This is a genomic window from Helcobacillus sp. ACRRO, assembly GCF_022347125.1.
GTDB classification, from domain to species: domain Bacteria; phylum Actinomycetota; class Actinomycetes; order Actinomycetales; family Dermabacteraceae; genus Helcobacillus; species Helcobacillus massiliensis.
The window spans coordinates 19,769-37,753 of the sequence record NZ_JAKRNG010000016.1 but is presented as its reverse complement, the minus strand read 5'-3'; the positions used below and the strand labels follow the sequence as shown (position 1 = coordinate 37,753).

Sequence of the window (17,985 nt, the reverse complement as noted above, 5' to 3'; positions counted from 1 at the left end):
GATCTACGATAGAGGAGGTCCGCTCTTCGGCGAAGCGCCCGCTCCGCTGTCGTGCAGTGGGTCATCATCCTGATCATCGCCTCGGAGGAATCGTTGACCAGCACCCGTCCCTTCATCGATGCCGTTGTCCGCTCCCTGCAGATCGACGATGACGCCACCTCCGATGACGCGGTCGCCCTGCGCCTGACGCTCGCCCTGCACGGCTGCGGCGCTCCCACGGACCTGTTCCCCCTGCTCACCGATCCGCAGCATCTGGTCCGCTGGTACGGACCCGTCACGGTCGACGGCGGTGAGGGCGGCGCCTTCACCGCCCCCGGCGGCGTCCACGGCACCATCCGGTCGGTGCAGTCCCCGCACCGAGTGGATCTCACGTGGGAGTATGAGGGCCGCGCCGATGAGCTGACCCTGCGCATCGACCCCACTGACGACGGCAGCTCCTCGCTGCTGATCGAGCACAGCCTCGCCATGCCGGCCGAGGTGTTCGCCCAGTACGGTCCGGGGGCTGCGGCGCTCGGCTGGGAGATCGCCCTGATGGGCTTCGCCCGCTACGCCGAGATCGGTGGGGATGCCTCCATCTCCGCCTGCGCAGCGGATCTGCCGGCTCCCGACCCGGTGTGGCTGGCCAGTGAGGACGGCGCGCAGACGGTGCGCGCCTGGGCGATCCGCTGGGCCGCTGCTGCCATCGCGGCGGGCGTCCCGGAGGCGACGGCCCGGGTGGGCGAGGAGAACACGGTGCGCGCCTACACCCCGCAGGCCGCGCAGAGCTGACGCCCCGGGTGCGCTGGGCGGCTCTCGCGCCTCACACTTCGCTGATCACCAGCTGCTGACCGGTGCTGCCGGGAGCGTCGGCGAGCTCCAGCAGCCGGGCCGCGCACGCCTGTGCGCTGACCTGCGCGGACGCCTGCGGGGCGTAGGACACCGGCAGCAGCTGCGTGGGCGCGGGTCCCGGCGCCACCAGCACCGGCGGGTGCGCGATCGCTGTCCAGTCGGCGCCGCTGAGCAGCACCAGTTCGAGGGCGCGCCGCGCATCCAGCAGCTGCGCGCGGCGATCGGTGGCCCCGCGGACGGCTCGGGCGCGCTCCAGCAGCGGGGTGCGGCGCGTCGGGGCCGACGGGGCCCTGCGCCCGTCGGTGCGCAGGCCGAGCGCCTCGATCGGGAGTGACACCACCAGTCGCGTCGCCGCGCCGTCCTCGCCGGCCGAGCGCAGGGCGCGCAGGAGCGCCAGGGTCACGGCCTCATCCGTCGGCCGACCACCCGCCGGAGCGAGCGGCGGGTCCTGCAGTGCCGCGCCCAGGCACAGCACCACCGCGTCGCTTGTTGCTGCGGCGTCGGCGAGTCGGTCCGGGGCAGCGTCGCCGCTGATCACCACGGGGGTCACGGCGCTGGAGAACACGACCAGGTCGCTAGGAGCGCTGGTGAGCGCCTGTACCCGTCGGCCCTGCAGGGCGGCCTCCCGCATGACGGCGTCGCCGAGGGCTCCGGCGGCATCGATGACGGCGACCTCGCCGGTGCGGGCAGTCGGGGATGCGGGCATGGGGACTCCGTTTTCTGGCTGAGACGGCGCGGGGCGCCGATGCTGACCGGGCATAGTCTAAGGACCCGTAACCACAGGACGACACCGGCGGGCAAGGGAGGCGGCGGATGCTGAAGCGGCTGATCCTGCCGATCTATCTGCCCCTGTTCCTCGAATATGCGGGCGTGTCCGCCTATCTGCCGCTGCTGCCGCTGATCGCGGTGCGCCTGGGCTTCAGCGTCCCCGAAGCGGCCGCCCTGGGCCTCATCCAGGGGCTGTGCGCGGTGCTGCTGCCGATCCCGCTGGCGCGGCTGCTGGCGGCGATGGGGGAGCGGAGGGCGCTGCTCGCGAGCGGGGCGCTGCAGGGGGTGACCTCGCTCGGCCTCGGGGTTGTGGTGCATCGCGCGCTGGCGGCCGGTGGGGCCGACGGAGCAGGGCCCGCGGATCGCCTCGCCCTCATCGCGGGCCTGCTGGTGATCAACATGGGGCTCGTGCTGTGGCATGTGGGCCGACAGGCGTATCTCGCGGATGCGCTGCCGGAGTCGATCCGTGCGCGCGGCCTCACCACCCTCGGCGGGGCGCTGCGGATGGGGCAGGTGGTGGGCCCGTTCATCGGGGCGGCGGTCATCGCCGCCGGCAGCACCGCCGGGGTGTTCTTCCTGCACACGGGCCTGATGGTGCTCGCGACGGTGCTGGTGGCGCTCACCCTGCTGCCGCTCGATGATCCCCCACCCGGGCCCGCCTCAGCCGATGCAGCGTCCGCGGATGCCGCTGCACCTGACAGTGCGACGCCCGATGCAGCCGCACCCGGGACCGCGGCACCCGATGCTGCTGCGCCTGCTCCGCTGCGCCGCCCGACCCCACCGCTCAGCCACCGCGACGCCGCACGCCGACGCATCGCCGTCGCCGCCGGCATCCTGCCGGTGTCGATGAGCCGCTCCAACCGCATGATCATCATCCCGCTGGTCGCGCTCAGCCTCGGCCTCGGCGAGGACCATGTCGCGATCGTGGTCGGCATCGCCGCGGTGGTGGAGATCGCGCTGTTCTATCCCGCCGGACTCCTCATGGACCGCTTCGGGCGCGCCGCCGCCGCGGTCCCCTGCAGCCTCGGCCTCGCCGCCGGGATGGCGCTGATGGCCCCGCTCGCGCTCGGCGGCCACGCCACCACCCCGCAGCCGTGGGCCCTGCCGGCCCTGCTGGCAGCGGCGACCGTGATGTCGCTCGGCAACGGCCTCGGTTCCGGCATCCAGGTCACCCTCGGCGTGGACCTCGCCCGCCCCCAGTACCGGGTGCGGGACCTCGGGCGCTGGAACTCCCTGGTCGGGGTGGGGCAGCTCGCCGGCCCCGGCCTCGTCACCGCCGTCACCGTGGTGGCGCCCGTCGGCGTCGCGGCGGGCACGATGGCGGTGCTGTGCGGCGCCGGCGGGGCATGGCTCGCCCGCATCCTGCCGCGCGTCACCCCCGCCCCCAGCCGCCGGTGAGGCGCCGGGGCGTAGGCTTCGTCGCTCACCCACGGACCCGACTCCAGCCGGAGGATCGATGGCGAGAGCTGCCAGCGCCACCGCGCCCACCCGCGCCGCACGCCCGTACATTCCGTTCCTCGACGCCATGCGCGTCATCGCCATCATCGCCGTCCTCGGCATCCACGCGATCGCCCCGGCGTACACGGCGGAATCCGTCGGCTGGCCCACCGCGCTGCTGCGCTCCGCGCTCGGCCCCGCGGTTCCGGTCTTCGTGATGATGTCCGGTGCGCTCAACCTCACCGAGGGGGCGCATCGCCGCGGCACCGCTGCGTTCCTCCGCACCCGCTTCCTGCGTCTGCTGCCCGCCGCCCTCGCGTGGAGCGCGCTGTACATGCTGGTGGTCCAGCCGCTGCTCTGGGGCACGGAGCTGACCGGGAAGGGCCTGATCCGGCAGGCGATCCGGGCGGACGCCGCCCCTCACCTGTACTTCCTGTGGGTCGTGCTGGGCCTGTCGCTGCTGTCCCCGGTGCTCGCCCCGTTCGTGGAGCGCAGCGCCGGCCATGCCTATGCCCTCGCCGCGGCCGGTGTCGCCTGGACCCCACTGACGGCCGTCGCCGCCGGCCTCCCTCGGCATGTCCTGGCGGGTGGGGGACGGGGGCCGACGCCTCCTGCGGCCGCTCGCCAGCGCCTCCTTCGGCGTGTACCTGGTGCACATGGTGTTCGTGGCGGAGCTTCGCACCTGGTTCCCGGCGCTGGAGTCGGAGGCGCTGGGCCCGAACCTCGTGGTGTGGGCGCTCGCGGTGGTCCTGTCGTTCGCGCTGATGCTGGTGTGGATCCGCATCCCGGGGCTGCGCCGCTTCGTCTGAACCGGGTGCGGCTCACCGCGTCGCCGACCTCCAGGTCATGACCTTCGGCGACAGCTTCAGCCTCGCCCTCGAGCAGCACGAAGCCCCCGGCCAGCAACATGCTGGGCGGGGGTTTCTCGTGGAGCGGATGACGGGAATCGAACCCGCACTATCAGTTTGGAAGACTGAGGCTCTACCATTGAGCTACATCCGCGAAGGCTTCCGGACGAGGCCGTCGGCCGGTCTCCTATTCAATCACAGAACCCGTCGGCCGCCCAACCGTTCCGGCGTCCCAGAAGTGTGATCTGCCCGATGAGGCGGGTCACAAAGGTCAGCACAGACCCAGCGCCCTTTCAGCGGTGAGGATAGACTCGCTGGGGTCGTCTTTTTCGGGATGTAGCTCAGCTTGGTAGAGCGCGCGCTTTGGGAGCGTGAGGTCGCAGGTTCAAATCCTGTCATCCCGACCAGCCGGCTCCGGCGCGGCAGAGCCACCGGAAGCGGCGCTGACAGCACGAGAGCTGCGCGGCCGGTGCCCCGACGCACTGGCCCTTCTCATTCTTTATCGTCGATCAGTCAACCAAGGGAGTGTCCCCCACGTGAAGACCTCAGTCGAGAAGCTCGACGCAACCCGCGTCAAGCTCAACGTCGAAGTTCCGTTCGAAGAGCTGAAGCCCGCCATCGACCAGGCCGCGAAGAAGATCGCGAGCGAGGTGCAGATGCCCGGCTTCCGCAAGGGCAAGGTGCCGACGGCTCTCATCGAGCAGCGCTTCGGCAAGGCCGCCATCATCCAGGAGGCCGTCAACGACGCCCTGCCCGGCTTCTACTCGCAGGCCGCTGCCGAGGCTGAGATCAGCCCCGTCGGCCGCCCCGAGGTCGACGTCACCGAGGTCCCCGGCCTCGAGGGCGAGGAGGAGGGCAACCTCGTCTTCGTTGTGGAGCAGGACGTGCGCCCCGAGATCGAGCTGCCCGACTTCGCCTCCTACGAGGTCGAGATCGAGGAGCCGACGGTCGACGACGACGCCGTGCAGGTCCGCCTCGACGCCCTGCGTGAGCGCTTCGGCACCCTCAAGGGCGTGGACCGCCCCGCCAAGGACGGCGACTTCGTGTCCCTCGACATGGACGCGAAGATCGACGACGAGCAGGTCGACACCGTGGAGGGCGTCTCCTACCAGATCGGTGAGGGCAACATGCTCGAGGGCCTCGACGAGGCTCTGACGGGCCTGTCCGCCGGCGAGACCACCACCTTCTCCTCCAAGCTGGCCGGCGGCGACCGCGCCGGTGAAGAGGCTCAGATCACCGTCACCGCCAAGAGCGTCAAGGAGCGCGAGCTCCCCGAGGCCGACGACGAGTTCGCCGAGCTCGCTTCCGAGTTCGACACCATCGACGAGCTCAAGGACGACCTGAAGAAGCAGGCCGAGAAGGACGCCGACGCCAACAAGGCCGGCCTGGCCCGCAACGCCCTGCTGGAGAAGCTCCTCGAGAACCTTGAGATCCCCGTGCCGGAGCAGCTCGTCAAGGACGAGATCACCGCTCACCTCGAGAACGAGGGCAAGGCCGAGGACGACCCGCACGGCGATGAGATCAAGGACGACACCGTCAAGGCCATCCAGGCCCAGTTCCTGCTCGACGCCATCCTCGCGGACAACGAGGTCGAGGTCGGCCAGGACGACCTGATGAACTACATGTCCGCCATGGCCGCCCAGTACGGCATGGACCCGAACACCTTCCTGCAGGCAGTGGCGCAGTCCGGCCAGATCGAGCAGATCTTCGGCGAGGTGCAGCGCTCCAAGGCCCTGGATGCGGTTCTCGCGAAGGTCACCGTGAAGGGCAAGGAGTCCGGCAAGGCCATCGACCTGGGTCTGGACGCCGCCGACTCCGAGAAGGCCGACGACGCCGAGGACAAGGACGAGAAGAAGCCCGCCAAGAAGGCACCGGCGAAGAAGTCCACCAAGTCCACCGCCAAGAAGGCGCCGGCGAAGAAGTCGACCACCGCGAAGAAGACCACCGCGAAGAAGGACGAGAAGTCCGACGACGCGAAGTGATCTGATCACTCGCCGAAGGGGCGGGCACCATCGGGCGACCGACGGTGCCCGCCCCTTCTCGTTGCGCGAGTGCGCCCCTGGCGAACACGTCCAGGCAGCGGCCGGGCCCTCGCGTAGTCTGGAAACAACCATCGTCGAGCCCCTACAAGGAGTGCACTGTGACAGATCAGCCTCGCAACGCGTCGGGCGAGCTGCCCCTCGGTCTGGATGACAACGTCTACCAGCGCCTGCTCAAGGAGCGCATCGTGTGGCTCGGTTCGGACGTGCGCGATGACAACGCGAACGCGATCTGCGCCAAGCTGCTGCTGCTCGCCGCTGAGGACCCTGATAAGGACATCTACCTCTACATCAACAGCCCCGGCGGCTCGATCACCGCTGGCATGGCCATCTACGACACCATGCAGTTCATCAAGCCGGACGTGGTGACGGTCGCCATGGGCATGGCGGCATCCATGGGCCAGTTCCTGCTGTCCTCCGGCACCAAGGGCAAGCGCTACGCCACGCCGCACACCCGCGTGCTCATGCACCAGCCGCTGGGCGGCCTCGGCGGCACTGCCTCGGAGATCAAGATCCAGGCGGATCTCATCCTCTCGATGAAGAAGCAGATGGCGGAGCTGACCGCGGAGCAGACCGGCAAGAGCGTTGAGCAGATCATCGCCGACGGCGACCGCGACAACTGGTTCACCGCCCAGGAAGCCCTCGAGTACGGCTTCATCGACCACATCGTCTGCGGCGCGGAAGACGTCACCGGTGCCGGCGGCACCGCGAAGAACTGACCCGTCGAGACTGAGGAGACCCTTCCATGACCTTTGACCCCATGATGGCTTCCGGTTCGATGCCGTACGCGTCCGCCGGCCAGATGCCCAGCTCCCGCTACGTGCTGCCCACCTATGAGGAGCGCACCCCTTACGGCTTCAAGCGCCAGGACCCGTACGCGAAGCTGTTCGAGGACCGCATCATCTTCCTCGGCGTGCAGGTGGACGACGCCTCCGCCGATGACGTGATGGCGCAGCTGCTCGTGCTGGAGTCGCAGGACCCGGACCGTGACATCACGCTGTACATCAACAGCCCCGGCGGTTCGTTCACGGCCCTGACCGCGATCTACGACACCATGCAGTACATCAAGCCGGACGTCACCACCGTGTGCCTCGGCCAGGCCGCATCCGCGGCCGCTGTGCTGCTCGCCGCCGGCGCCCCCGGCAAGCGCCTCGCACTGCCGAACGCCCGCATCCTGATCCACCAGCCCGCGATGGGCGGCCAGGGCGGCGGCCAGGCCTCGGACATCGAGATCCAGGCGAACGAGATCCTGCGTATGCGCACCTGGCTGGAGGACACGCTCGCCCACCACACGGGCCGCGACCGGGACCTCATCCACAAGGACATCGAGCGCGACAAGATCCTGACCGCTCAGGCTGCGCTCGAGTACGGCCTGGTGGACCAGGTGCTGGAGCGCCGCACCGACGCGGCCGGCCAGATCCCCAACTGATCCGGCCCACTTCACTCTGATCCGGACGCGCCGGGTCCCGCCCCCCCGCGGGGCGGGGCCCGGCGCTTCTGTTCGCAGGGCACCTGTTCCGGGCGCGGGCGCGCGGCGGCGAGGTGCAGGTCACACTCGGTGTGTGCTGGCGGCGAACGGTGACGCGCCCCGCCTCCGAAATCCGGGAGCGTGCCGACGGTTTCGATAGGCTGAACGGACCACAGCGGCTTCGAAAGGGATTCCTCCATGGCGCAGCTCGGCGACGATTCCGACGTTTTCTCCTGCTCCTTCTGCGGCAAGTCGCAGAAGCAGGTGGAACGCCTGATCTCCGGCCCCCACGTGTACATCTGCGAAGAGTGCATCGAACTGTGCAACGAGATCATCGCTGAGGAGACCCAGGCAGAGAAGGCGAAGGCCGAACCGGAGCAGGAGCTGCCCTCGCCGCGGGAGATCTTCGACTTCCTCGAAACCCACATCATCGGCCAGGAAGAGGCGAAGCGCGCCCTGTCCGTGGCCGTCTACAACCACTACAAGCGCGTGCGCGCCCGCGATGAGGCAGCGCAGCACCCGTCGGCCCGCCGCGAGGACGAGTTCAGCGACGTCGACGTCGCCAAATCGAACGTGATGCTCGTGGGCCCCACCGGCTGCGGCAAGACCTACCTCGCGCAGACCCTCGCGAAGATGCTGAACGTGCCGTTCACCATGACCGACGCCACCGCCCTCACCGAAGCCGGCTACGTGGGCGAGGACGTGGAGAACATCCTGCTGCAGCTGCTGCAGGCCGCGGACCATGACGTGAAGAAGGCGGAGCGCGGCATCATCTACATCGATGAGGTCGACAAGATCGGCCGCAAGGCGGAGAACCCGTCGATCACTCGTGACGTGTCCGGTGAGGGCGTGCAGCAGGCGCTGCTGAAGATCCTCGAAGGCACGGTGGCGGCGGTGCCGCCGCAGGGCGGCCGGAAGCACCCGCAGCAGGACTACATTCAGCTGGACACCACGAACGTCCTTTTCATCGTGGCCGGTGCGTTCGCCGGCATCGAGGACATCGTTGCGAACCGCACCGGCAAGGGCGGCATCGGCTTCGGCTCCCAGCTGCCCAGCCGCATGGACGAGAAGGAGCTGTACTCCAACGTGCAGCCGGAGGACCTGCTGAAGTTCGGGCTGATCCCCGAGTTCATCGGCCGCCTGCCCGTGCTCACCTCCGTGAAGAGCCTCGACAAGGACGCGCTGATCCGCATCCTGACGGAGCCGAAGAACGCGATGGTGAAGCAGTATCAGAAGATGTTCGCCTATGACGATGTGGAGCTGTCGTTCGAACCGGCGGCCCTGGATGCGATCGCGGACCGTGCCCTGCAGCGCGGCACCGGCGCCCGCGGGCTGCGCGCCATCATGGAGGAGACCCTTCAGCCGATCATGTTCGACATCCCCTCCCGCAGCGACATCGCGAAGGTCGTCATCACTGAGGGCGTGGTGACCAGCGGACGCGAGCCGATCATGCTGACGCAGAAGGAAGCGCAGAAGCAGCAGGAGTCGGTGCGCACCAGCGCCTGACGCTTGCGCCCCGCGCATCAGCGTCCCGAGGCGGGACAGGCTGCGGCGGGGCGGATCCCGGCGGGGCAGGCCGCGGCGGCGGGGCGCACCCCACCGCCGCGGCCGGATTCTCAGCCGAACACGAGGCGCAGAATCCACACGGAAACGGCACCGATGAGCGCCGCCGCCGGCAGGGTCACGACCCAGGCGAGGGCGATCGGGCGCATCAGCGACCAGTTCGCTGCCTTGTTCACCAGGCCCACACCCAGCACCGCACCGATGAGGATGTGGGTGGAGCTCACCGGCAGACCCAGCGACGATGCACTCATCACGACCGCGGCAGCAGCGAGCTCCGCCGCGAAGCCGCTCGAGGGGTGCATGCGGGTCAGACCGGAGCCGACGGTCGCGATCACCCGTCGGCCGATGAACCACAGACCCACGACCAGGCCGATGCCGAAGGTGATCATCACCGGGGTGGGAACGACGGCCTCTTCGCCGACGGCGCCGGTCCGCAGCACATCCAGCACTGCAGCGAACGGGCCGATGGCGTTGGCGATGTCGTTGGAGCCGTGGGAGAACGCGAAGGCACTGGCGGTGAACACCTGCATCCAGGAGAACAGCAGGAAGGTGGTGCGGTCGAGGTCGTACTTCTTCATCGACTTCGCGAAGATGAACACCGCCATCCACACGGTCGCGCCGACCATGCCGAGCATGAGAGTCGTCGCCAGCGGGGACACGTTGAGCTCGAGGTTCTTCAGACCCTTCACCAGCAGCATCGAGCCGATGATCATCGAGCCGAAGGCGGCGAGCAGCGGCACCCACACCTCGATCGCGCGATGCGATTCGACGCCCTGCGCCTCCTGCTCGATGTCGTACAGGTTGCGGTAGTAGGTGGACTCCAGCTCGTCCCGCTCGTAGTCGGCGGTGCGGACGGTCGCGGAGTCGCGCGCCATGGCGTTGGTGTACGCGATCTGCTGGATTTCGGAGAGGCGTTCGAAGGCGCTGCGTTCGCGGCGACGGTGCTCGATGCGCTTGAGCTTCAGCTCCCGCATCGCCTGGTCCGCTTCCTCGTTGTAGCGCAGGATGTGCCGTTTGATCAGGCCGAACAGGACGAACGCGACGATGCCGCCGAGCAGCGGGGACAGCACCCAGGACATGACGATCGTCCAGATCTCGCTCCACTGCACCATGTCGAAGCCGCCGGAGCCGGTGGTGAAGCCGATGCAGAGCGCGGCACCGACGATGCCGCCGACGATCGAGTGGGTGGTCGAGACCGGCCAGCCCATGCGGGTGGCGAACAGCAGCCAGGCGGCGGCGCCGACGAGCGCGGACATCATGATGAACACGAAGTCCATGGGGGAGTGGGAGATCGTGTCGAGCTCCACGATGCCGCTCTTGACGGTGTCGGTGACCTCGCCGCCGGCGATGATCGCGCCGGAGACCTCGAACACGGCGGCGACCATCAGCGCCTGCTTCATCGACAGCGTGCCGGCGCCGACGGACGTGCCGAAGGAGTTCGCGACGTCGTTGCCGCCGATGGTGAACGCCATGAACACGCCGAGGAGGACCGCGAGGATCAGCAGGACCACGGCGCTGGTGTCGCCGACGTAACCGAGGGTCCAGGGGATGAACGCGGCGAGCGCACCGATGAGGATGACACCGAAGGCGACGTGCCAGCGGGCGTCGCCGGGCGGCTTGGCTGTGGTCTCGCCGGCGCTGTCGTTCTCGGCAGCGGGGGACTGGCTGATGGAGGAGGACATCGCCGATTCCTTCCGTGTGGGGGACGGTCCATCTGCACTCTGACCGGTCGGTGTGAACGGCTCACCACATCGAAGTGACAGCGAGGGAATCGATGCCCACTCCTCGCGCTTGCCGGTGATGAGACGGCCTGGGCAGGTGGGTCCCGCTCTGCGAGACTGGCCTGATGAACGCGATGACCGACTCCGGCCCCGCCGCTGACGACGCCGCCCGCGCCCAGGAGCTGCTGCGTCGCCACCGCCAGACCATCGACAATGTGGACGCCGCGCTCGTGCACCTGCTCGCTGAGCGGTTCAAGTGCACGCAGGCGGTGGGCCGCCTGAAGGCGGAGAACGATCTGCCGCCGGCGGACCCCGCTCGGGAGGCCCGGCAGGTGGAGAGGCTGCGCGCCCTGGCCGACGAGTCCGGACTGGACCCCGTGTTCGCCGAGCGGTTCCTCCGGTTCATCGTGCGCGAAGTGATCCGCCACCACGAGCAGATCGCTGACGAAGAGCGCCCGTCCGCATAGCGGACTGTCGTCCCGGAATATGGCGCCTCCCGCCTAGTCTGATCACCTTTGCGTTCGGCTGACCGGTCGAACACCCGAGACGACCTGAGGGAGGGACCTTGTCAGCGACCACATCCGCGCAGGCCGGGAGCACAGCTGCCGCCGACCCCGCCGGGACCGCGCCAGCCGAAGCGGACCGCCGACTCACATCGAAGGAGCGCCGGCGGGTCATCATCGCCTCCCTGGTCGGCACGACCATCGAGTTCTACGACTTCTACATCTACGCCACCGCCGCCGTGGCCGTTCTGCCGGCCCTCTTCTTCCTCGACGGTGACGACACCTCCAAACTGCTCGCCTCCATGGCGACGTTCGGGGCCGCGTTCATCGCCCGGCCCCTCGGCTCCATCGTGTTCGGGCACTTCGGTGACCGCATCGGCCGCAAGGCCACCCTCATCGGCGCCCTGCTCACCATGGGCATCGCCACCTTCCTCATCGGGCTGCTGCCCACCGCCCACCAGATCGGGCTGTGGGCACCTGCCATGCTGACGATCCTGCGCTTCACCCAGGGCCTCGGCCTCGGCGGCGAATGGTCCGGCGCCTCACTGCTGGCCACCGAGTACGCCGAAGAGGGCCGACGGGGGCGCGCCGCGATGTGGCCGCAGCTCGGGGCACCGTTCGGGTTCATCCTCGCCAACGGGTTCTTCCTGGTGCTGACCGTCCTGTTCGCGTTCGACTCCACCTCTGCCGTGCTCGACCACAGCTTCCTCGTGTGGGGCTGGCGCGTGCCGTTCCTCGCTTCCCTGGCGATGGTGCTGCTGGGTCTGTGGGTCCGGGTGAAGCTCGAAGAGACGCCGGTGTTCCAGCAGGCGGTCGACGAGGACAAGAAGGTGAAGTCGCCGGTGACCGAGGTGTTCCGCACCGCGTGGCTGCCGCTGATCCAGGGCACCTTCATCATGCTGGCCACCTACGTGGTGTTCTACCTGATGACCGCGTGGGTGCTGTCCTACGGCATTGCGAAGCCGGAGGCCGGCGGGCTGGGCATCAGCTACACCACGTTCCTCATCCAGCAGCTGCTGAGCGTTCTGCTGTTCGCGGCGTTCATCCCCGTGTCGGGCTGGGCGGCGGACCGCTTCGGGCGCCGACGCTCGCTGTCGGTCACCACGGCCTTGATCGTGGTGTTCGGTCTGCTGTTCACTCCGCTGATGGACCCGGCGAAGGTCGGGGTCGGCGAGGACGTTGCCATGTGGCGGGTGCTGCTGTTCCTGTCGCTCGGCATGATGCTGATGGGTCTGTCATTCGGGTCGATGTCCGCGCTGCTGCCGGAGCTGTTCGCCACGAACGTCCGGTACACCGGCAGCGGCATCGCCTACAACGTCGCCTCGATCCTCGGCGCGGCCATCACCCCGTTCATCGCGGTGTGGCTGAACGCCCGGTGGGGCGTGGGTGCAGTGGGAGCCTACCTGTCACTGGCAGGCGTCATCACGTTCGTGGCGCTGCGGCTCTCCCCGGAGACCCGGGCCCGGGATATGCGCGAGATCTGATCGGCATCCCAGAGATGTGCAGGAGCGGCGGGGATGTCCCCGCCGCTCCTGCACATGCGCCTCGGATCGGGCGCCGGCTGCTGCGGCCCGATCACGCCGGGAGTCTCACGCGCGGGCGCCGAGTCCCTTCACGTGCTCCGGCAGGCGCTCGTTCGTGCCGTACATGAAGTGGTTCGCCATGTTCTCCGAGAACCGGCTCGCCTCCGTGGTGAGGCCCACGGCTTCGGCAACCTCGCGGATGTCGGCCGGGGAGGCGCCGCAGCAGACTCCGAGGTAGTTGACCCCGAGGCCGTAGGCGGTCTGCGCGAACTCCCGCAGTTCGTACCGGTTGCCGCGCAGCGGGTCCAGGGCCGTGGGGAAGGTGCGGCCGTGCGGTGACGGGACGCGGGCGCCCGGGTCGGACAGGTTGAAGAACGTCGGCTCCGCCTCGGTGGTGCGGTAGGGGATCGGGAGAGCGCCCACATGGCAGGAGACGGCCTCGCGGATCTTCTCCAGCCACGGCAGGAGCGTGTCAGGGCCGCGGAAGCAGTTGAGGCCGACCACGTCGGCCCCCTCCTGTTCGAGGCGCTGCGCGGTCTCCACGATGCCGGCCCCCTCGGCCATCTCCTGGAACGCCATCGGCGCGAGCGTCAGCACCACCGGCAGACCGGAGGACTTCGCGACCTCGAGCGCGGTGAGGGCTTCGCCGGCGTAGTAGAAGGTTTCGCCGATGATGATGTCGGCGCCCTCCTCGACGGCCCAGCCGACCATCTCCTCGAAGATGGATCGCACTTCGCGCTGGCTGGCCTCGTCGGCGGGGTCCCAGATGTTGGAGTTCGAGATGTTCCCGGCCACGAGGTTGCCGGGCTTCTCATCGGCCACCTGGCGGGCGATCCGCAGGGCGGCGCGGTTCAGCGGCTCCAGGAGGTCCTCCTTGCCGATGACCCGCATCTTCTCGCGGTGACCGTTGTAGGTGAACGCCTCCACGATGTCGGAGCCGGCGCGCTGGAAGTCGCGGTGCAGAGTCGCGAGGGCGTCCGGGTGTTCGAGGGCCACCTCGGGCACGAATTCGCCGGCGGTGAGGTAGCCGCGGCGCTCCAGTTCGAAGAGGAATCCTTCGGCGCAGATCACGGGCCCGGCGTCGAGGCGCTGGGTGAGGCTGAGGTCGGTCATTCGTCCTCCACGAGGTGCGGGGCGGGGCGCCCGGGTGGGCGCTGCGGTCCGGTTGAGCGTGGCAGGCCGACGGGTCCCGGCCCAATGCCTGTGGCGGACTGTGGCGACAGATGGCGCCCCACGACCCGGCGTGAACGCCGTATCGCACCCCCGCACAGCGAGGGGCGGGAGCCGGTCCTCGCTGACCAGCCCCCGCCCCTCGTCATCGCTCCGTGCGAGCCCGCGCTCACGCGCGGTTCACAGCACCTCGTCCTGAGCGAACTCCTTCATACCGTCCAGCAGCCAGCGGACGGTGAAGTCCGCGAACGACTGGCGCGGGTAGATGCGCCACACGTCCTCGCCGGCGCGGTGCAGGTAGATCGGCACCTTGCCGAGGCTGGTGGTGATGGCGGTGTTGACGCCGAACTCGCGCGGGTGCAGGTCGGCGTGGCAGCTCTTGGCGAGCACGTCACGGGCGGCGGCGCCGACGAGCTCCAGCACGGTCCGGTTGGCCGACAGCTCCACTGCGTGACCGGGCTTGCCGGCCAGTGCGTCGATGTAGCGGTCGGAGTCGCCGGGCTGCTGGCGTGTGGAGACGTCGACGGCGAGGAACTCGTCCGGGGACAGCCACAGGACGTGCAGACCCATCGGGTCGCCGGTGACCTGGCCGACTCGGGAGGGGAGCTCGAAGCCGAGCTCCTTCTCGATGAGCTGAGCGGATTCGGAGCCGATCTCGCCGCGCAGACCGATCTGCAGCGGGAACTGCAGCTCCCGCAGGGACACTGAGCGCGCACCGGTGACGGTGGCGGCCTCCATGTCGCCGGCGAGGTGCGCGGCCGGGGTGAGTCGGTGCTCGTCCAGCGGGACCGCCGGAGGCTCGGGCGTGTGCAGGGTGGTGGGGTTCTCAGCCATCGCGGCGCTTTCCTTCCGGGTCGAACAGGCACAGCGGCCCGATTTCCACTTCAACGAGTTCGCCGTTCACCAGCGACTTCATGATCTCGCCTTCGCGTTCGCGGCCGCTCTCGATGAGGGCGAGGCCGAACGGCCGGCCGAGGTTCGGCGACATGTACGACGAGGTGACGAAGCCGTAGGAGTGGACCTGGCCGTTGCTCGGGGTGACGGGGTCCTGGACGGAGCCCTTCTTCGGCGTCGGATCGGCGTCCTTGGCGATGAGCTGCGCGCCTTCCGGCAGGACGGTCTTCTTGTCCACGCTCATCACGGAGACCAGCTGCTTGCGGTCGGGGCGCTGGGAGTCCTCGCGTTCGAGGGAGCGCTTGCCGATGAAGTGCTTCTTCTTCGTGGAGACGGCCCAGCCGAGCCCGGCGTCGTCGGGGGTGACGGTGCCGTCGGTGTCCTGGCCGACGATGATCAGGCCCTTCTCGGCTCGCAGCACGTGCATCGTCTCGGTGCCGTACGGGGTGATGTCGAACTCGGCGCCGGCCTCTTCGACGAGCTTCCACGCGGACAGGCCGTAGAAGGCGTCCACGTTGATCTCGAAGCTGAGCTCACCGGAGAACGAGATGCGGCAGATGCGGGCGGGAACGCCGTTGGACAGCTCGGCGTCCTGGAACTCCATGAAGGCGAACGCCTCGTTGGAGACGTCCAGGCCGGGCGCCACCTTGGCGATGACGTCGCGGGACTTCGGGCCGGCCACGGTGATGGTGGAGTACTGCTCAGTCACCGAGGTGAGGGTGACGTCCAGCTCCGGCCACTCGGTCTGGTGCCATTCCTCCAGCCAGTCGAACACGGCAGCGGCACCGGAGGAGGTGGTGGTCATCAGGAAGCGGTCGTCGGCGATGCGCATGGTGACGCCGTCGTCCATGATCATGCCGTCCACACCGCACATGACGCCGTAGCGGCCCTTGCCCACCTTCAGCAGCTTGAAGCCGTTGGTGTAGAACCGGTTGACGAACTCGGCGGCGTCCTGGCCGCGGATCTCGATCTTCCCGAGGGTGGTGCCGTCCATGTAGCCGACGCTGTCGCGCACGGCCTTGGATTCGCGTTGCACCGCCTGGTGCATGTCCTCGCCGTCCTTGGCGAAGAACCAGGGGCGCTTCCACTGGCCGACGTCCTCGAACTCGCAGCCGGCCTCGAGGTGCCACGGCTGGATGGCGGTGACGCGTGCCGGGTCGAACAGGTCCCCGCGTTCGCGGCCGGCGAGGGCGGCGAACGGGAGCGCGGTGAACGGCGGGCGGTAGCCGGAGACGCCCACGGCGCCGAGGTCCTCTTCGCCGATCATGTGGGCGAGCACGGCCATGGCGTTGACACCGGAGGTCTTGCCCTGGTCGTTGGCGGTGCCGATGGAGGTGTACCGCTTGATGTGCTCGATGTTGGTCATGCCGGCACCGTAGGCCCGCTCGATGTCCGAGACGGCCTGGTCGCGCTGGAGGTCCACGAAGGAGTCGTCCGTGCTGCCGGTGGCGGACGGCACCAGCCACAGCGGCTTCACCTCGGCGCCGCACAGCGGCGCCTCATCGGCGACCTGGGCCGACGGAGCCTTCGCGTCGCCGGAGCCGGAGCCGGGGTCGAACCCGGCGTTGGCGGCAGCGGCCGCGAGGGCTGCCGCGCCGGCACGGGTGCCGGTGTCGAGCGCGCCCTGGGTGGAGAAGTCGCCGGTGAGGGCGCCTGCGCAGTGCTCGCCGGTGACATCGTCGTTGGGGACGAAGCCGGCGATCTCGGTGTTCCAGGTGGTGGTGCCCTGACGGTGGGTGTGCAGGTGCACGGTGGGCGAGAACCCGCCGGAGACGGCGAGCAGGTCCGCGTCGACGGTGCGGGTCTCACCGGTGAGGGCCCCGTCGGCGTCCAGCTCGGAGATGCTGACGGCGGCGAGGCGGTCACCCATCACGGATGCGTTGGTGCCGATGACTGCTGAGGACAGCGACAGTTCGGCGCCGGTGCGCTCGGCCGCGGCGGTGGCCGCTTCGCTGGCCTTCTCGCGGGAGTCGACGAGAGCGACGATCTCGGCGCCGGCGGCGTGGAGGTCGAGCGCGGCCTCGTAGGCGGAGTCGTTGGTGGTGAAGACCGCGATCTTCTGGCCGGGCAGGGCACCGTACCGGTTGGTGTAGGTGCGGGCTGCGCCGGCGAGCATGACGCCGGGGCGGTCGTTGGTGGAGAACACGATGGGCCGCTCCATGGCGCCCGGGGCGAGGACCACCTGGTCGGCGCGGATGTGCCACACGCGCTGACGGGACACGCCTTCGCGGTGCTTCGGCTCGAGGTGATCGGTGCGGTGCTGCAGGGCGATCACGTAGTTCGAGTCGTAGTTGCCGAACGCGGTGGTGCGCGACAGGTAGGTGAAGTCCGGGTTCTCGCTGAGCTCGGCGATGGTGTCGGCGGCCCACTGGGCGCCGTCGGTGCCGTCGATCTGCGCGGTCCGGGAGGACAGGAGGGAGCCGCCGGGGCGGTTCTCCTTGTCGATGAGGACGACGCGCGCCTCACCCTGGAGGGCGGCGCGGGCGGCGGCGAGACCGGCGGGGCCGGCGCCGACGATGAGGACGTCGGCGTGCATGTGCTTGCGGTCGTACAGGGCCGGGTCCGGGGTCGGGTCCAGGGCGCCCTGGCCGGAGACGTAGAACGCTTCGAGGCCGTCGGTCGCCTCCACGGAGGTGACCGGGAGCATGGTCTCGTCGATGTCGTCCTCGGAGCGGGCCTTGACGGTCACCAGACCGTTGGGCTCTTCGACGCCGGCGGCGAGGATGCCGCGGGGACGGTCGAGGTACATGGAGTTCGCGGTCTGGAGGCTGCCGCCGGCGATGAGGGCGGAGGCGAGGCTGTCCCCGGCGAAGGCGTCGTACTTCTGGCCGCCGAAGGTGATGGTGATGGGCTGCGAACGGTCGATGCCGTGGCCGGGGGCCGCGTCGGTGCGGCGCGACGGCGAGCTGCTGGCGGTGGTCACTTCGCGTCTCCTTCCTTGATGGTGGGGGCCTTCTCGCCCATGGCGTAGGTGCCCTTGAATTCGTAGGTTGCTGTGTTGCGGATGGCGTTGAACCACTTGCGGCAGCCGCCGGAGTGGATCCAGCGCTCAGCGAAGTCGCCCTTGGGGTTCTCGCGGTAGAAGAGGTAGCGGCCCCATTCGGCATCGGAGAGGACCGACGGGTCCTCGGGGTACACCACGTGGGCTTCGCCGCCGTAGGAGAACTCGATTTCGTCGCGCGGTCCGCAGTGGGGGCAGTCGATCAGAAGCATTGGCGTGTCC

15 protein-coding genes and 2 tRNA genes are annotated in these 17,985 nt (G+C 69.2%); 10 read left to right on the top strand and 7 right to left on the bottom strand.

What is annotated here, in order from left to right:
• Positions 1-51 precede the first annotated feature (51 nt).
• Positions 52-768: an SRPBCC domain-containing protein gene (locus MHY20_RS07180; RefSeq protein WP_239375892.1), complete on the top strand. Its 717-nt coding sequence runs from the start codon at positions 52-54 to the stop codon at positions 766-768.
• A 31-nt stretch (positions 769-799) separates the two neighbouring features.
• Here MHY20_RS07180 and MHY20_RS07175 read toward each other — a convergent pair whose 3' ends face one another.
• Positions 800-1,534: an NAD(P)H-binding protein gene (locus MHY20_RS07175; protein WP_239375891.1), complete on the bottom strand. Its 735-nt coding sequence runs from the start codon at positions 1,532-1,534 to the stop codon at positions 800-802.
• A 107-nt stretch (positions 1,535-1,641) separates the two neighbouring features.
• On the opposite strand from MHY20_RS07175, the gene MHY20_RS07170 reads away from it, so the two are divergent.
• Positions 1,642-2,994: an MFS transporter gene (locus tag MHY20_RS07170; protein ID WP_239375890.1), complete on the top strand. Its 1,353-nt coding sequence runs from the start codon at positions 1,642-1,644 to the stop codon at positions 2,992-2,994.
• A gap of 58 nt (positions 2,995-3,052) precedes the next feature.
• Positions 3,053-3,883, top strand: coding sequence for an acyltransferase (locus tag MHY20_RS07165; RefSeq protein ID WP_239375889.1), 831 nt, complete (start codon positions 3,053-3,055; stop codon positions 3,881-3,883).
• 78 nt (positions 3,884-3,961) lie between these two features.
• Here the strand turns inward: MHY20_RS07165 and MHY20_RS07160 are convergent.
• Positions 3,962-4,035: transfer RNA gene (locus tag MHY20_RS07160), tRNA-Gly, on the bottom strand.
• Between the two features lie 176 nt (positions 4,036-4,211).
• On the opposite strand from MHY20_RS07160, the gene MHY20_RS07155 reads away from it, so the two are divergent.
• The 5 genes from MHY20_RS07155 (at position 4,212) to clpX (ending at position 8,894) form a co-directional block, all read left to right on the top strand.
• Positions 4,212-4,288: transfer RNA gene (locus tag MHY20_RS07155), tRNA-Pro, on the top strand.
• Positions 4,289-4,417: 129 nt separating this feature from the next.
• The gene (tig, locus tag MHY20_RS07150) at positions 4,418-5,863 is read left to right on the top strand and encodes a trigger factor (protein WP_239375888.1); all 1,446 of its coding nucleotides are present in this window, start codon (positions 4,418-4,420) and stop codon (positions 5,861-5,863) included.
• Between the two features lie 158 nt (positions 5,864-6,021).
• Positions 6,022-6,639, top strand: coding sequence for an ATP-dependent Clp protease proteolytic subunit (locus MHY20_RS07145; protein WP_239375887.1), 618 nt, complete (start codon positions 6,022-6,024; stop codon positions 6,637-6,639).
• Between the two features lie 26 nt (positions 6,640-6,665).
• Positions 6,666-7,349, top strand: a complete 684-nt coding sequence (locus tag MHY20_RS07140; protein WP_239375886.1) for an ATP-dependent Clp protease proteolytic subunit — start codon at positions 6,666-6,668, stop codon at positions 7,347-7,349.
• Positions 7,350-7,586: 237 nt separating this feature from the next.
• Positions 7,587-8,894 (top strand): ATP-dependent Clp protease ATP-binding subunit ClpX, encoded by a 1,308-nt coding sequence (gene clpX / locus MHY20_RS07135; protein ID WP_239375884.1) that lies wholly within the window; start codon positions 7,587-7,589, stop codon positions 8,892-8,894.
• A gap of 110 nt (positions 8,895-9,004) precedes the next feature.
• Here the strand turns inward: clpX and MHY20_RS07130 are convergent, their stop codons facing one another.
• Positions 9,005-10,633, bottom strand: coding sequence for an inorganic phosphate transporter (locus tag MHY20_RS07130; RefSeq protein ID WP_239375882.1), 1,629 nt, complete (start codon positions 10,631-10,633; stop codon positions 9,005-9,007).
• A 164-nt stretch (positions 10,634-10,797) separates the two neighbouring features.
• On the opposite strand from MHY20_RS07130, the gene MHY20_RS07125 reads away from it, so the two are divergent.
• Together MHY20_RS07125 and MHY20_RS07120 are read left to right on the top strand one after the other, a co-directional pair.
• Positions 10,798-11,139: a chorismate mutase gene (locus MHY20_RS07125; protein ID WP_221187293.1), complete on the top strand. Its 342-nt coding sequence runs from the start codon at positions 10,798-10,800 to the stop codon at positions 11,137-11,139.
• Between the two features lie 98 nt (positions 11,140-11,237).
• Entirely contained in the window at positions 11,238-12,659 is a 1,422-nt protein-coding gene (locus MHY20_RS07120; RefSeq protein WP_239375880.1) for an MFS transporter, read from the top strand.
• 105 nt (positions 12,660-12,764) lie between these two features.
• Here MHY20_RS07120 and MHY20_RS07115 read toward each other — a convergent pair whose 3' ends face one another.
• The 4 genes from MHY20_RS07115 to MHY20_RS07100 form a co-directional block, all read right to left on the bottom strand.
• Entirely contained in the window at positions 12,765-13,811 is a 1,047-nt protein-coding gene (locus tag MHY20_RS07115; RefSeq protein WP_183376622.1) for a homocysteine S-methyltransferase family protein, read from the bottom strand.
• Between the two features lie 237 nt (positions 13,812-14,048).
• Positions 14,049-14,702 (bottom strand): sarcosine oxidase subunit gamma family protein, encoded by a 654-nt coding sequence (locus tag MHY20_RS07110; RefSeq protein WP_239375878.1) that lies wholly within the window; start codon positions 14,700-14,702, stop codon positions 14,049-14,051.
• Complete coding sequence (locus tag MHY20_RS07105) at positions 14,695-17,685, bottom strand: FAD-dependent oxidoreductase (RefSeq protein WP_239375876.1); 2,991 nt, start codon at positions 17,683-17,685, stop codon at positions 14,695-14,697. The genes MHY20_RS07110 and MHY20_RS07105 overlap by 8 nt, the downstream gene beginning before the upstream one ends.
• The gene (locus tag MHY20_RS07100; protein ID WP_239375874.1) at positions 17,682-17,975 is read right to left on the bottom strand and encodes a sarcosine oxidase subunit delta; all 294 of its coding nucleotides are present in this window, start codon (positions 17,973-17,975) and stop codon (positions 17,682-17,684) included. The genes MHY20_RS07105 and MHY20_RS07100 overlap by 4 nt, the downstream gene beginning before the upstream one ends.
• Positions 17,976-17,985: the final 10 nt, after the last annotated feature.

Bases quoted from the DNA above. Each gene is read 5' to 3' on its own strand.
- MHY20_RS07175 (WP_239375891.1), bottom strand. From the start codon at position 1,534: ATGCCCGCATCCCCGACTGCCCGCACCGGCGAGGTCGCCGTCATCGAT.
- MHY20_RS07170 (WP_239375890.1), top strand. From the start codon at position 1,642: ATGCTGAAGCGGCTGATCCTGCCGATCTATCTGCCCCTGTTCCTCGAA.
- MHY20_RS07165 (WP_239375889.1), top strand. From the start codon at position 3,053: ATGGCGAGAGCTGCCAGCGCCACCGCGCCCACCCGCGCCGCACGCCCG.
- MHY20_RS07140 (WP_239375886.1), top strand. From the start codon at position 6,666: ATGACCTTTGACCCCATGATGGCTTCCGGTTCGATGCCGTACGCGTCC.
- clpX (WP_239375884.1), top strand. From the start codon at position 7,587: ATGGCGCAGCTCGGCGACGATTCCGACGTTTTCTCCTGCTCCTTCTGC.
- MHY20_RS07130 (WP_239375882.1), bottom strand. From the start codon at position 10,633: ATGTCCTCCTCCATCAGCCAGTCCCCCGCTGCCGAGAACGACAGCGCC.
- MHY20_RS07125 (WP_221187293.1), top strand. From the start codon at position 10,798: ATGAACGCGATGACCGACTCCGGCCCCGCCGCTGACGACGCCGCCCGC.
- MHY20_RS07115 (WP_183376622.1), bottom strand. From the start codon at position 13,811: ATGACCGACCTCAGCCTCACCCAGCGCCTCGACGCCGGGCCCGTGATC.
- MHY20_RS07110 (WP_239375878.1), bottom strand. From the start codon at position 14,702: ATGGCTGAGAACCCCACCACCCTGCACACGCCCGAGCCTCCGGCGGTC.
- MHY20_RS07100 (WP_239375874.1), bottom strand. From the start codon at position 17,975: ATGCTTCTGATCGACTGCCCCCACTGCGGACCGCGCGACGAAATCGAG.